Here is a 14,434-nt window from a genome sequence, read left to right on the forward strand (position 1 = left end):
GCGAGGTTTTAAAGGCCGTGAAGTTAATCATATTTTTTTATTTGGGCACCTTAACAAACGGTTGCTTGCCTTATTTTACTTTCAATAAATACTAGTATTGAACTGGGATACTCAAATTATAGTATAATATGTAAACAGCGATTATGACTCTCTTTAGCCAAGAACCACAAATAAATGTTCTATTTTTTTACATTCTGCATTTCAAGACAAAACTATTTTACTTCTAAGAACTTAGTTGTTAATTTTATTGTAAGGTTAAGATCATCTCGGGTCTTTGTAGCAAACAGTCCTACATGAATTGACTGTAATCCAATTAATAATAACCAAAACATTAAAATGAAAAAAATGAATTTGCTCAGTAAAGCTGAGATGAAAAAAGTGCTTGGAGGAGCTGTACCCCCACAACACTATGAACCATGCGACACTCATTCTGACTGCACAGATCATGCGCCTATTTGTATGGCAACTGGAACAGTTTTAGGCGCAATTTGTTGTGACGTTGCTTCTATGCAACCCGGTGGATTCTGCTGGGGCTTTGGTCATCACTCGGATTAAACATTGACGACATCTTTTAAAGAGCTAAATCTTCATTTAGGCTTAAAAACGTTAACAAAAAGGCCTCGAATTTGATTCGAGGCCTTTTTGTTTCTTTGTTACTTTCGTTTATTTATTTCACCGGCACACTAAAGGCTACTTCGGCCGGAGGAAGGCATTGCTTATCGTTACACACGCCAAACTCTACTTTTCCCTTTACCGTTGTTTGACCTTTGGCCAGTTTTACTTTTTGTTGAAAAACAACCTCATTCTCAAAATAAGCAACGTTCATTTTGAAGGTTTTTTCATAGGTACTGATCGGTTTTGGTTCGATAGTTTTGCCTACTAACGTATATTCTTTTGATGGGCTAAACGTAAAAATCGTTTTGGTTGGTCCGCCAGCTTTTACGGTTTGCGAATAAATGTGCCAGCCTTCATCAATAGTGGCTTTTACATAAACAGTCGCCTCGGTCTTACTGGTTTTCTTAGCCACATACGACCAGGTTACCGGGTTTTCTAATTGGGCAAATGCACCCACTGCAGTAAATAATACCAGCGTTAAAATTAAGGTTATTCTTTTCATTATTTTGTGTTATACTAGGTTAAAAATTCGATCTCTTTAAAATTATACTCGACTATTTTTCCGTTTTTCTCGAGCTGCAAAAGGCCTAAATCACTGATGCCTTTTATTGTTCCTTCAAAAACCTCGCCATTTTGTCGGTAATTGGCCAACTGGTTAAACCGGTATAGCCTATCAACGTACATTTGCCTTAGTTCTGTATAACGTTCGGCACGCAGTTGCAAATATAAGCTTTCCAGCTCTCTGCAAATTTCTGACAATAATCCATCTAAATTCACATCTTGTTGTAAAATTTGACCTAATGAGGTCGCCTTTTGAACCAGCTCAGGAGCAAAAACCTGTTGGTTAACATTAAGGCCTATGCCAATTACGGCAGTCTTGATGGCACTCCCCACCAAAGTATTCTCGATCAGAATACCTCCCAGTTTTTTGTCTTCATGGTAAACATCATTAGGCCATTTAATGCGTATGCCTGATGGAACATAAGCAGACAAAACCTTGTTTACGGCTATGCTAACCGCCATGTTAAGCAAAAATTGTTTGGGCAAAGGCAGGAAAGAAGGGCGCAATAAAACGCTGAAAGTTAGGTTTTTGCCGGGCTCGGCATGCCAAGTATTTTGCTGCTGTCCTCTTCCGGCAAACTGGTTTTCTGCCATAATTACAGTTCCCTCTGCTAATGGCTCGGAATTTGACACTAATTCTTTGAGAAAATTATTGGTAGAATCAACCGCCGATAATTTGATAAGATTTTGACCAACAAATAATGTTGAAAAAGTGTTATTTTGCAAGTGTTGATGTTATATTTGTTGCTAATCAAAAGTAAAAATTTTTAATGGTAAAAAAGAAAACCGCAAATCTTTCTACATACCTCTCAGAAATAGCTATTCATGGCATCCAGGAAAAAAAGGGGAACGACATTGTGCGCTTGGATCTAAGAGAACTTAACAGTTCGGTTTCCGATTATTTTATTGTTTGCAATGCCGATTCTTCGACACAGGTAAAAGCTATTGCCGATAGCGTTGAGGATGAAATTTATAAAGAAACGCAGATGAACCCTTGGCGTAAAGAGGGTTTGGAGAATGCCGAATGGATTATCCTTGATTATTTTGATGTCGTAGTGCATATTTTTAGAACAGAGAAGCGCGATTTCTACGGCATTGAAGATTTATGGGGCGATGCAGAAACCACCTCTTACAAGAGCGCATAGCCCATTACCTTAACACATTAAAGATGAAAGAAAACCAAAATACAGACAAACCAAAACAGATTAAGCGAATTCCCAATATTCCTAAGAAACCACAGAAAGGCTCAAAATTCAATATCTTTTGGGTTTATGCAGCCATTATTATCGGTCTTGTTATTGTTAATTTCCTGTTCTCTTCTAGCGATGTAAAAACCATCCCTTATAAAGAATTTGAACAAACCATGCTTATTCCCGGAGATGTAAAGCAAATTGTTGGCTACAAATCTTCAGACGGAGAAACCTATACCGGAGAAATCTACCTCAAACAGGATAAAGATAAAGATCCCAAGTATAAAAAATTCCTGAACAACAGTGCCCTGCAGCTTTCAAAGGGTGGGCCCATTGCAAAGGTGGTGATGACCGATTCAAAATCGTTAGAAGCCAGCTTAAAGGAATCTCAAAAAACCATTCCTCCAAATGATCAGTTGACGATTACAGCAACTTCTAAATCAAGTCCATGGGGCACGATTTTCATCAATATCATTTTGCCTTTATTGTTTTTTGCCGGACTTTGGATCTTCATGATGCGCCGCATGGGCGGTGGCGGTGGTGGCGGAGGTGGCCAGATTTTCAATATTGGAAAATCAAAAGCCACGCTGTTCGACAAAGAGAGCCAAGTAAACATCACCTTTAACGATGTTGCCGGTTTAGAAGAAGCCAAGCAAGAGGTAATGGAGATCGTAGATTTCTTAAAAAACCCTAAAAAATATACCAACCTGGGTGGTAAAATTCCGAAAGGAGCCTTATTAGTGGGTTCACCGGGTACAGGTAAAACCTTATTGGCCAAAGCTGTTGCAGGCGAGGCACAAGTTCCGTTCTTTTCGTTGTCAGGTTCTGATTTCGTAGAGATGTTTGTGGGCGTTGGGGCTTCTCGTGTGCGCGATTTGTTTAAGCAAGCGAAAGATAAAGCGCCATGTATCATCTTTATTGACGAGGTTGACGCCATTGGTCGTGCCCGTGGCAAAAACAGCATGATGGGTGGCAATGACGAGCGCGAAAACACCTTGAACCAATTATTAGTAGAGATGGATGGTTTTGGTACCGACTCCGGAATTATCATTTTGGCCGCAACCAACCGTCCAGATGTATTAGACTCGGCTTTAATGCGTCCAGGCAGGTTCGACAGACAGATTTCTATCGACAAGCCGGATTTGGTTGGCCGTGAGCAGATTTTCAGGGTACACTTGAAACCAATTAAAACTTCGCAAGAGGTTGACGCCAAAAAACTATCGGCCCAAACGCCAGGTTTTGCAGGTGCAGAAATTGCCAATGTTTGTAACGAAGCGGCTTTGATTGCTGCCCGTAAAAACAAAGAGATGGTTGATATGCAGGATTTTCAAGATGCAATTGACCGTGTAATTGGTGGTTTAGAAAAGAAAAACAAAATCATCTCTCCAGAAGAGAAAAAGATTGTGGCTTACCACGAGGCTGGCCACGCTATTGCAGGCTGGTTCTTAGAGCATGCCAATCCTTTGGTAAAGGTATCCATCGTTCCACGTGGGGTTGCCGCTTTAGGTTATGCACAATACCTGCCTAAAGAGCAGTTTTTATACACTACCGAACAGTTAATGGACGATATGTGTATGACCATGGGTGGTAGGGTTGCCGAAGACATTACTTTTGGCAAGATTTCTACTGGTGCCTTGAGCGATTTGGAGCACATTACCAGGATAGCCTATGGCATGGTTAAAATTTATGGCATGAACAAAAATGTGGGTAACATCTCTTTCTACGATCCACATAATGAATACAACTTCGACAAGCCTTATTCTGATAAAACTGCCGAATTGATCGATAATGAGGTTCGTGACTTGTCAAATGAGGTTTACGACCGTACCAAAAAACTATTGATCGAAAAACAAGATGGCCTAGAAAAACTGGCCCAGAAACTATTGGAAAAAGAAATCCTGTTCCAAGCAGATTTAGAGGAACTTTTGGGCAAACGTCCGTTTGACACCAGAACTACTTATGATGAGTTTGTGAACGGAACCGATACGCCACCGATAGTAGAAGGCTTGGTACAAGACACAGCTCCTGTTGTAGAGCCAATCGCTCCAAAAACAGAAGAATAAAACGATCTTTCCGATCGGCATAATTAAAGAAGCAACCTTAGAGAGATTTAAGGTTGCTTCTTTGTTTATAAGAAAAGTTAATTACATTTGAAACGTCTGATATGAAAGAGAATATTACGCCGAAGGAATTGATGTTGAAAAAGATTAGGAAGGCCTTGCTGGAGAAGCGGGACAACCCCTATCCTAATTTGGAAGAAAATCCTCTTTACAAAGCCAATACCGAAGAACTGGAGATCTTATTTGCCGAGCAGCTCACCGCAGTATCGGGTAATTTTGTCTTCTGCGAAAACGGGGTAGACTTTATCGAAAATATCCTAGAACTGGCCGATCGTTTCAATTGGCGCAAAATCTATTGCTGGGAACCCGAATTGCAGGCCTTATTAAAGCATTACGAATTTCCGTTTTACGAAACCGACAAGGATTTTGAGATGGCCGAAGTAGGAATTACCCTTTGCGAAGCCTTAGTGGCCAGAAATGGCTCTATCATGCTCAGCAATCAGCATGCTTCCGGACGACGCCTGAGCATATTTCCTCATCACCATATTGTAATAGCGAGAACCGGTCAATTGGTACTCGATTTAAAAGATGCATTTAAGTTGTTAAAAGATAAATATGGCAACCAGATTCCTTCGATGGTCAGTACCATTACAGGGCCTAGCCGAACTGCAGATATTGAAAAAACATTGGTGCTTGGAGCGCATGGGCCAAAAGAACTTTTTGTATTTTTAATTGACGATTTTTCTTAAAAAATTTTTGATTTCAATAAATTATCATATTTTTATACTAAATACCGATATGGTATAGTGTACAAGTAAGGGCAAGATGAACAAAACATATTCGGTAATCACCGGCACAGGAAGCTATATTCCAGACAACATCATTTCGGGTGATCACTTTATGGAATCCTCTTTTTTCGACAATGGAATTAAGATGGAGAAGGAAAACACCGAGATCATTAACAAGTTTAGCGAAATTACAGAGATCGTGGAGCGCCGCTATGCCGACCCGCACGTGTTGAACAGCAATCTTGCAACCATTGCAGCCGAGCGGGCGATCAAAGCCGCAGGCATAGACAAGGAAAGCTTAGACCATATCATTTTCGCACACAATTTTGGCGATGTTAAAATAGACTCCAACCGCATAGACATGTTGCCAGCCTTGGCAGCCAAAGTAAAGTTGGAGCTGCAGATCGAAAATCCAGACTGTGTGGCTTACGATTTGATTTTCGGTTGCCCGGGATGGGTGCAAGGCGTAATTCAGGCCGATTACCTGATCAGAAGTGGAGATGCCAAAAAAGTAATGGTGATAGGCGCAGAAACGCTCTCAAGAATCATCGATCCGCACGACAGAGACAGCATGATTTTTTCTGATGGTGCCGGGGCCGTTATTTTCGAAGCTCAGGATTCAGAAAACCAGGTAGGCATTATTGCCCACAAGAGCCAAACCTTTGCCAATTATGCTTCATTGCTCACCATGGGCTGCAGCAACAACCCCGACGAAAAGAACGGCAATACCTATCTTAAAATGAATGGCCGCAAGCTGTATGAGTTTGCCGTAATCAACGTGCCACAGGTAGTTAAAAAAGCTATAGATAAATCTGGAATTGCATTATCGGAGATCAAAACAGTATTTATCCATCAAGCCAACGGCAAAATGGACAATGCCATTATGAAAAGACTGTTCAAGCTCTATGATTTAGACGAAGTGCCGGATAATTTAGTGCCAATGACCATCTCTTGGCTGGGTAATAGCTCGGTAGCGACCATTCCAACCTTGATTGACTTGGTGATGAACGGAAAAGTAGAAGGCTATCAAGCCAGAGCCGGAGAGTATGCCGTATTTGCTTCGGTAGGCGCAGGCATGCACATCAATGCGGTAGTTTATAGATTCTAACTCTTCTTGTAGGTCCCCGCACCTACAAGTTAGCACCTAATCCGTTCATTAGCACAGTTTTTTTGTCGTTAAATCGCCTCAATTGCTAGCTGAGAACTGCAAACTATTAACTGACGTTTTGGAGCGCAATGTTTTTGCTATGATCAAAGCTAGTCCAGCTTTCCGCTTTATCTTTTTTGCCTCGAGAGCAAAAAAGGATGCCACTCCAATCTTGGCTATTTGACTCGGGCTTGTGCAATGGAACATCTGTGCAGAACCAGTTGTTCCCTAAACCCGATTGACAGCGATAGTTTTGAGCGAAGCGAAAAACTTTAGCAAAAGGCGGGACTAACGATCAAATGGAATGCTTTCTTTGCTTTTCTAAAAAGATTCGTCATGCCGGGCCCCGATCCGGCATCTCATGGTAGACAGACCATGAATCGGGGTTCAGGGTGACGTGCAGAAAGAGATTGCTTCGCAGCGCTCGCAATGACGAATCGACTTAGGACTTAGGACTACTGACTCAATCTACCCTCCCACTCGCTTCAAACCCTGTTTCGCTTCTGATTCGATGCTGTTTTCATATTCGTGGTTTTTCATTTCAATGGCGGTATTGAAACTCGCCTTGGCTTTAGCTGGGTTGCTTTTTTTCTCGTAAATCTTGCCCATTTGTATGGCTGATTTGGCGGCATAGTAATATTTGAGGTTTCTGCCCACGTTAATGGCATTCTGAAAGTTAACAATCGCCATATCGTCTTTCCCCAGATCATCATTAATTCGGCCTAAGCGGTAATAATATTCGGCTTTGTCTTTGGCAGAGGCATAATCATCGGCATTTGTATTGCCTAATAAGTCTGAGGCTTTGTTCAAATAGGCGCCATCAAACAATAAACGGGCCTTGAGCAAGGTTTTGTTGGGAACTGGTGCATTGGCATCGTTAAGCGCTTGTTTATCCCGCTCCTGATAGGTATAGCCATTGGATTTGGTTTTAGCCGCATAAGCAGTATAGCCCGCCTCATCGCCTTTTAAAAGCGCAATCCACCCTAAATGCAGGTTGGCATCCTTGATGTAATTCACGCCTTTATTGCTTTGCAGGAAGCGTTCAAAAGAACTTGCCGCAGTAAAATCGAGCTTATTGAGCTTGGCAATACCCATCAAGTAGTCCAAATAGGGAAAAGCCTGGTAATAAGCACTTGTTGGCCGGTTGTTCAATATTTCTATGGCCTCATCATTGTGGCCGTTGCGTGTACATACATAGGCCTGCAGGTAGGATTTGAGCAAGCTGCTGTCTGCAATCCTTGCTGTATATTTCATGGTTTTGGCATAGGCCTGCGGACTTCTGGCTACATCAGAAAGTACATAGGCATAGCAGAAAATAGTTTCTTCATAAAATGGCTCATAAGTAGATTTTGGAAGGTTTTCTGCCAATTTATCTAGCATATTCAATCCGCTTTGCAGGTTGCCTTTTAAACCAAAGGTAGATAGCGTTGATTTTAGAAAACCTTCGGGCAATGCGCCAATTACGGCATTGATCAATCCCAAGCCCTTGCCGTTTAAATGAAAGCCTGGAAATTTCTTGCTGTTTTCCTGCAACATGTTATTGGCTCGGTTAATTTCCCTGGCTGCCGTTAAATAAGAGCCGTAGCGGCCTCTAATCAGCGCCCATTGCAGGTTGATCTCGGCCTGGGCATACAGGTAGTAGGGCGAAGATTTATCATCATCGCTGATTTGATCGATACGTCCGTCTTTGTTGGCTTCCAAGCGCTCAAATTCAGACTTGCTCTCGGTAGTAATGAGGTAGAAATAATCTACATAGTTTTCGAGCAAGGGTACAATGGAATTATTGGGATGGACCTTTTTTTCGTTGGCAATGAGTTGACGGGCCGTAGCCAGTTTGAGCTCAAAGATATTTTGGTAGGCCTTTAGGCAGTTGGCATTAAAATCAAAGCTGGCGTAAACAAATTGCGGGAGGGCTAAACAGCAACAAAGAAAGATAGATTTGATAGAAGTTTTAATGCTTGGGGCGTGGGGCATGGATCGCTATTCGGGTTTAGGGATTTAAGTTACTGATTTTATATAACGTTAAAAAACCGACGATGTTTTTATCCAACTGAACGAAACCCAAATCTTGCCCTGCGCAGACAAAACCAGGGTTTACAAAAAAGGCCAGATTTTCATCTGGCCTTTCTCTATTTTGTTATGCTTGTGCTTCGCTCAATTCGTGGGTCAATGCTTCATCAACCAAAATTCTTCCGCAGTGCTCGCAAACAATTACTTTTTTGCGCTGACGGATGTCCAATTGACGTTGAGGTGGAATTTGGTTAAAACAACCTGAACATGAATCCCTATCGATAGTTACTACGGCTAAACCATTAACCGCATTGTTTCTCAACCTGTTGTAAGCGGTCAATAAGCGCTCCTCGATTTGGGTTTCTGCTTTTTCTGCTTTTTTCAACAATCCCTGTTCTTCTTTTTCAGTTTCTGAGGTGATGGTTTCCAATTCTGTTTTCTTTACGTCTAAATCGCCTTTTCTCGATTCGATATTGGCCAAGGCCTGCTCATAAACTTCGGTTTTAGAAGTAATTTCGAAGCCATGCTCTTTAATTTTCTTCTCGCAAACCTGGATCTCTAAGTTTTGGATTTCTACTTCCTTGGTTAAAGCGTCGTATTCTCTGTTGTTTTTTACGTCTTTTAATTGTGTTTCGTATTTTTTGATCAAGTTTTGAGCTTCTTTGATCATGTTTTTACGGTTTACAATTGCATCTTCAGTATCGTCTAATTCAGCTTTGATTTTTTGTATACGTGTTTCTAATCCGGCTACTTCATCCTCTAAATCAGCTACTTCCATTGGCAACTCGCCTCTAATCTGACGGATTTTGTCAATCTTGGTGTGAAGATTTTGTAATTCGTATAAAGCTTTTAGCTTTTGCTCTACTGTTTGTTCCATTAAATGAAATAATTTATGGGGTTTGTGTTATGCTCCGTTAAACGGATTGCAAAGTTAGGAAATTTTTCTTGAATATTCTCTATCAACAAATTAGATGTAAATTGTTCGCTTTCATAGTGGCCGATATCCGCAATAACGAGGTGCTGTTCGGCATCAAAAAATTCATGGTATTTAAAATCTGCGGTGATAAAGGCGTCAGCGCCAGCGGCTATGGCATCTTTAAGCAAAAAACTGCCAGATCCGCCACATACGGCCACTTTTTTTATTCTTTTAGGCAATAAGGCGGTGTGCCTGATTACCTTGGCCTGCATGCGTTCCTTAACCAAGGCCAAAAAATCGCGGCCATCCATTTCATAGGGCAGCCAGCCTACCATGCCTGCGCCAACGCTCTCGAGCTTATTGGCAATGGGGTAGATATCATAAGCTACTTCTTCATATGGATGGCTTTCTAACAACGCCAACAAAATTTTGCGTTCGTCTTGTGCCTTAAAAACGGTTTCTATCCTGATTTCGGCTTCACTATGCCGGCTTCCTCTTTCGCCTACAAAAGGATCGCTTGCTTCGCCTGCCTTAAAAGTTCCAGTACCAGTTCCATTAAAGCTGCATTCGCTGTAGTTGCCAATGTGGCCTGCTCCGGCTCCAAAAAGCGCGTCACGTACTTGGCCTCCCTGTGCTTCCGGACAAAATGTAACCAGTTTCTTCAGCAGGTTTCCCTTTGGTGCCAAGATTTTTGCCTGCTCAATGCCCAGTTTTTTGCAGATGATGGCATTTACGCCATTGGCCATGTGATCTAAATTGGTATGGATGGCATATAAGGCGATATTGTTTCTGATGGCCTTTAATACCACGCGTTCTACGTAGGTTTTGCCGTTCAGCTTTTTGAGGCCTTTAAATACAATGGGATGATGGGTAATGATCAGGTTGCAGTTTTTGGCAATGGCTTCGTCAACAATCTGCTCGGTACAATCGAGCGCCACCAAGGCGCCATGTATTTCGTCGTTGGCACTGCCTACAATCAGGCCCGAATTATCATAGTCTTCCTGATAATTAAGCGGCGCTAAGGTTTCAAGGTAGTTGGTTATTAAAGCTAACTTCATGCTATAAAAATAGCAAATCCTTACAGGTTTTGCACCCATAAGGATTTTTTATACTATTTGTGTGGGTTTAGTATTGTTTAAAACCGCCCATTCTTACCATTTGCAAGCTTTCGAATACCATGCGTTGGTTGTGTTCGAATGCCAGGCTTTTGTGGTTAATGATGTCTACAATCGAACCAATCAAACATAAACCTCCTGTTAGCAGGTACAAGATACCCATGCCGATTTGGTTAATGATGAAGCGTTGCAGGCCGGGAACCAAAAACAGACCGATTACGCAGAAGAGCAGCATGTCGCTCGGGTTTTTTCTCTTGCCTGAGTAGATCATTAAAAATGTACGTATTTGTTGTTCGTCAAGACCGTTGGTTGCAGTTTGCAAGTACGAATATTCTTGGGGGGTGATACCCGGTAATGCCATAAATTGTGCGTCAAACATAGCTTTTCCTCCTAATATTTTAAATTAACTTCTTTTTTTAATAGTTGTTTGCTGAGCTGATAAATACGGTAGCAGATCAAGAGCAGGGCAGGTATGCCAAACCAATGTTGTGCTAAGCTTGCATTCACATCTCCATGGAACAATGCGGTTATCGACCTTCCTAAGCCACAGCCTGGACACCAGGTTATGCCTAAATTTGCCAGTGGGCAAAGGCTGAAATGATGTTCGTGAGGGTTAGCCGTTGCTAGCAGTATTAAAGCCAACACCCAAAAGACCAGTTCTACCGGAAAGCTGCGAATATACTTCATGTTTCCTTGTTTTAATAATTAGATATAAAGGTACTAGCTTTGTTACTTATGCCCGTTTTGATTTCGACCAACTCGAAAAATTACCCGACAAACTGGGAAAAGGGCTCTAAGAATGGTTCGAGCCATCTCGGATATTCTGGTGCGTGAGGACACGCACCAGTAGCATCGCGTTCGTGAGGCACGCATCAGCGTTCGTGAAGACACACCATTAGCATTTCTAGAGGCGGGTGTTCCTGCCCGCCTTGGCTTTGCATTTCCATCTTTCCTCCCCGGCCAGCCAAAGGATGAGGTGTGACCCTGTATATTTTGTTGATGAAAAGATTAATACTTCACAATTTTAAACTCGGTTCTTCGGTTGGCCTGATGTTCGGCTTCAGCACATTTAACGCCGTTTGAACATTTGTTTACCAATTGGGTTTCGCCATAGCCCATCGCCGTAATCCTGTTTTTGCTGATGCCTCTATCAATGATGTATTGCACCGCCGAGTTGGCACGGCTCTGTGACAGCCATTGATTGTATTGGTCATTGCCTCGGCTATCGGTATGCGAGCCTAGTTCTATCCAGATGGTTGGATTATCCTGCATAATTTTTACCAGTTTATCCAATTCTTTGGCGGCATCAGGCCTGATGTTCGATTTGTCGAAGTCGTAATAAATATTTTCTAGTTTAATGGCTTTGTTGATCACGATAGGCTCTAGGAACAGGTCTTGTTTCAGGTCTGTTGATGCCGTTAATTGTTGTGTGCTCAATTGGACCATGTCGCTACGGAAGTCTGTCTTTTCACCACTAAGGTTATAATCCGATGCTTTTTCGAGGTTAAACCCATATCTTCCATCGGCTTCGGTCTGCGCTTTTAGTATTCCTCCGCCGGTTCGGGCCAAGGTAATAATGGCATTGCCTAATGGTTCGCCGGTTTTCTTGTTATAAGCTATTCCATTTAGCCTAAAAATAACGGGCTCTTGCGCTTTGAAACTGTAAATGTCGTCGCTTCCCGCACCTTCAGCTCTATTAGACGAGAGAAAACCTTCAATTGGGCCATTAATAGTATAGGCAAAATCATCTTGAGGCGAATTGATCGGATAGCCCATATTCACCGGCTTGCTCATTTTGCCAGCCATAAGTGTTGATTTAAAAATATCCAATCCACCCATCCCAATTAGGCCATCGCTGCTAAAATAGAAGTTCTTTTCGCCATCAAAAAACGGACTGCGTTCATTTCCTGGAGTGTTCAAATCTTTCAGGTTTTGAGCCTGCCCCCATTCGCCATTATCGTTTCTTAAACAGGCATATAAATCTGTTCCTCCCTGCCCACCCGGCATATTGGAAACAAAATACAAGGTTTTTCCATCCTTGCTAACTGCAGGATCGCCAACAGAATATTCGTTTACTTTATTGTAGGGGAAGGCTACGGGGGTTGACCATTTTCCATCGTCTCCTTTCTTGCAACTGTATATTTCTATGTTGATGGTAGCTAATTTGCCGTTTACATAAACCGGTTTTGGCGGAATACGCGTAAGTGTAAAATACATCTCCTTGCCATCGGCTGTAAATGTAGCTGGTCCAACATGGTAATCGGTACCAGTTGGCAAATCGAAGAGGCTGATTGCTTCGTTAGGTGCGGTTTGGGTATATAGGCGTAGGTAATGGTTCCCCGTCCAGCCGTATATATTTCTATCGGGCACTTTTGGGCCATCGAATTTAAGGAAAGGCCTTGAGCCAGATTGTTTGGAATTGTCGCCCGTTAAATCCCTATCAGAAGCAAATACCACTGCTCCTCCGAGTTTGACTGCCCCCCAATCTGATTGAGCTGTATTTAAAGACTGTTGGTTCTGCACCATTGTTGTTCCAGGATTTTTCATCCAGCGCATGGCCGAATCGCAAGAGAGAAGCCATATACTCTTTTGGGCTTCGGTTATATTCTTATCCAAACTGGCATATTTTTCATACTGCACTTTTGCTTCGCTATATTTTGAGTTGTTTTGCAATGCTTTTGCATACCGGAGCACATTTTCTGGACTGGTACCTTCCATGCCCGACGCAATGGCAGCCCAGCTCTCTGTTTGCTTGTAATCGTGTATCATTTCATAGCCACTTGCGAGGCGTTCGGCCGCATGCAAGCTTGCTCTTTTCTTATAGGCCTGTTCATAAAGGTCAATTGCTTTTGTATAATTGAACAGCTCATACTGGGCATCAGCCTCCTTTAAAACATATTGGGCTTTGGCTGTTTGTACCATTCCCAATCCTAATGTTAAAATTGTGAGTAAGCTTAAGAGAGACTTTTTCATCTGTTTATTTATTTTTTCAGTGGTGATGAAGCTATTTGATTAAAAATACCTAGGACTAAGCATTCGTACATTTTTACGGTTGAAGAAATAGCCGATGGAAATTTCGTGCGTTCCGCTGCTGTAGCCTTGTAACGGGCCAATAGAAAAATCGTAGGCGTAGCCGATCCTTAGGTTTTTATCAGGGAACACCTGTATGGCCGCAACAGCCGAATTCAGTTTGCTGAGGTCTTTTTGCAGGTACGATTTATCGTAAAGTTTGATGCCGGTACGATAAGACCCGCCCAACCAGATCCTTTCGCCAAGTATAAAAAAAGCATTCAGGTCAAGGCTTGTCGGCCCTCCACGGTCGTCTTTTAACAAGAAAGAAGGCTTTAACAAAATATCTGTCGACAGTGGCAATAAGGCCCCCGCAGTAAGGTAATAGTGTGGCTTGGGTTTTGGGATAAAGGCATAGCGGTTAATGTCGATGTACTGCGAAATCAGGTTATCGGCCGAGAAGCCTGCAAAAAAACGATCGGTTGAAAAATATACTCCGGCTCTGGCATCGGGTACAATTGTACTCTGCATGCCAATCGGCTGGTCTCTTTCTGGGTCGTTTGGGCTCAGCAATGATCCATCTATACTTAATTGCACTGCCCCCGCGCCTACTCCAAAGGCCAATCGCGAAGATCCGTCTTCGTTTAACCTGATCCGATAGGCATAGTTGCCATAAACAGCTGTGTTGCGTTGTGCTCCGAGCCTGTCGCTTGACAATTGCAGTGCCAAACCCACATTTCCATCGTTAGCGATGGCATCTATGGCCACGGCAAGCGTTTTTGGTGCGCCATCAATCCCTGTCCACTGGGTACGGTAAAAAGCATGTACGTTTAACTGTTCGCGGTAACCGGCATAGGCCGGATTAATATAAATTCCATTGAACATGTACTGACTAAATTGGGCATCTTGTTGGGCCCGGGTCAGATTGGTCAAGAGCAAAAGGATACCTGCAATTAATAACACCGATCTTTTCATATTTTCTTGTCTATAAAGGTGGCCGGGCGAGCCTAGCCACCTTTTGTT

General features: G+C 42.4%; 14 protein-coding genes. 5 read left to right on the forward strand and 9 right to left on the reverse strand.

Going from position 1 to position 14,434, the window contains the following annotated elements:
* Positions 1-336: 336 nt before the first annotated feature.
* The gene (locus tag AC570H_RS17610) at positions 337-555 is read left to right on the forward strand and encodes a hypothetical protein (RefSeq protein WP_497357233.1); all 219 of its coding nucleotides are present in this window, start codon (positions 337-339) and stop codon (positions 553-555) included.
* Positions 556-667: 112 nt separating this feature from the next.
* Here AC570H_RS17610 and AC570H_RS17615 read toward each other — a convergent pair whose 3' ends face one another.
* Entirely contained in the window at positions 668-1,117 is a 450-nt protein-coding gene (locus tag AC570H_RS17615) for a protein-disulfide reductase DsbD domain-containing protein (protein WP_497357235.1), read from the reverse strand.
* A gap of 14 nt (positions 1,118-1,131) precedes the next feature.
* On the reverse strand, positions 1,132-1,902 hold the full coding sequence (locus AC570H_RS17620; protein ID WP_497357237.1) for a biotin--[acetyl-CoA-carboxylase] ligase: 771 nt from the start codon (positions 1,900-1,902) through the stop codon (positions 1,132-1,134).
* A gap of 44 nt (positions 1,903-1,946) precedes the next feature.
* On the opposite strand from AC570H_RS17620, the gene rsfS reads away from it, so the two are divergent.
* The 4 genes from rsfS to AC570H_RS17640 all read left to right on the forward strand — a co-directional run bounded on the left by rsfS (position 1,947) and on the right by AC570H_RS17640 (position 6,322).
* The gene (gene rsfS / locus AC570H_RS17625) at positions 1,947-2,321 is read left to right on the forward strand and encodes a ribosome silencing factor (protein ID WP_497357239.1); all 375 of its coding nucleotides are present in this window, start codon (positions 1,947-1,949) and stop codon (positions 2,319-2,321) included.
* A gap of 23 nt (positions 2,322-2,344) precedes the next feature.
* Entirely contained in the window at positions 2,345-4,429 is a 2,085-nt protein-coding gene (gene ftsH, locus AC570H_RS17630) for an ATP-dependent zinc metalloprotease FtsH (protein WP_497357241.1), read from the forward strand.
* A 101-nt stretch (positions 4,430-4,530) separates the two neighbouring features.
* Positions 4,531-5,175, forward strand: coding sequence for a LutC/YkgG family protein (locus tag AC570H_RS17635; protein ID WP_497357243.1), 645 nt, complete (start codon positions 4,531-4,533; stop codon positions 5,173-5,175).
* 76 nt (positions 5,176-5,251) lie between these two features.
* Entirely contained in the window at positions 5,252-6,322 is a 1,071-nt protein-coding gene (locus AC570H_RS17640) for a 3-oxoacyl-ACP synthase III family protein (RefSeq protein WP_497357245.1), read from the forward strand.
* Positions 6,323-6,829: 507 nt separating this feature from the next.
* Here the strand turns inward: AC570H_RS17640 and AC570H_RS17645 are convergent.
* The 7 genes from AC570H_RS17645 to AC570H_RS17675 form a co-directional block, all read right to left on the reverse strand.
* Positions 6,830-8,335, reverse strand: coding sequence for a tetratricopeptide repeat protein (locus AC570H_RS17645; RefSeq protein ID WP_497357247.1), 1,506 nt, complete (start codon positions 8,333-8,335; stop codon positions 6,830-6,832).
* Positions 8,336-8,498: 163 nt separating this feature from the next.
* Complete coding sequence (locus AC570H_RS17650) at positions 8,499-9,248, reverse strand: zinc ribbon domain-containing protein (RefSeq protein WP_497357249.1); 750 nt, start codon at positions 9,246-9,248, stop codon at positions 8,499-8,501.
* Positions 9,248-10,345 carry a Nif3-like dinuclear metal center hexameric protein gene (locus tag AC570H_RS17655; RefSeq protein ID WP_497357251.1) on the reverse strand — a complete coding sequence of 366 codons (1,098 nt, stop codon included), beginning with the start codon at positions 10,343-10,345 and terminating at the stop codon, positions 9,248-9,250. Before AC570H_RS17655 ends, AC570H_RS17650 begins: the two co-directional genes overlap by 1 nt.
* A 67-nt stretch (positions 10,346-10,412) precedes the next feature.
* A complete protein-coding gene (locus AC570H_RS17660; protein ID WP_497357253.1) occupies positions 10,413-10,781 on the reverse strand; it encodes a TM2 domain-containing protein in 369 nt (122 codons plus the stop codon).
* Positions 10,782-10,792: 11 nt separating this feature from the next.
* Complete coding sequence (locus tag AC570H_RS17665; protein ID WP_497357255.1) at positions 10,793-11,089, reverse strand: DUF2752 domain-containing protein; 297 nt, start codon at positions 11,087-11,089, stop codon at positions 10,793-10,795.
* Between the two features lie 321 nt (positions 11,090-11,410).
* Positions 11,411-13,375: an OmpA family protein gene (locus tag AC570H_RS17670; protein ID WP_497357257.1), complete on the reverse strand. Its 1,965-nt coding sequence runs from the start codon at positions 13,373-13,375 to the stop codon at positions 11,411-11,413.
* Positions 13,376-13,414: 39 nt separating this feature from the next.
* Positions 13,415-14,386 (reverse strand): PorP/SprF family type IX secretion system membrane protein, encoded by a 972-nt coding sequence (locus AC570H_RS17675; protein ID WP_497357260.1) that lies wholly within the window; start codon positions 14,384-14,386, stop codon positions 13,415-13,417.
* Positions 14,387-14,434: the final 48 nt, after the last annotated feature.

The sequence above is a fragment of the Pedobacter sp. B4419 genome (genome assembly GCF_059693725.1).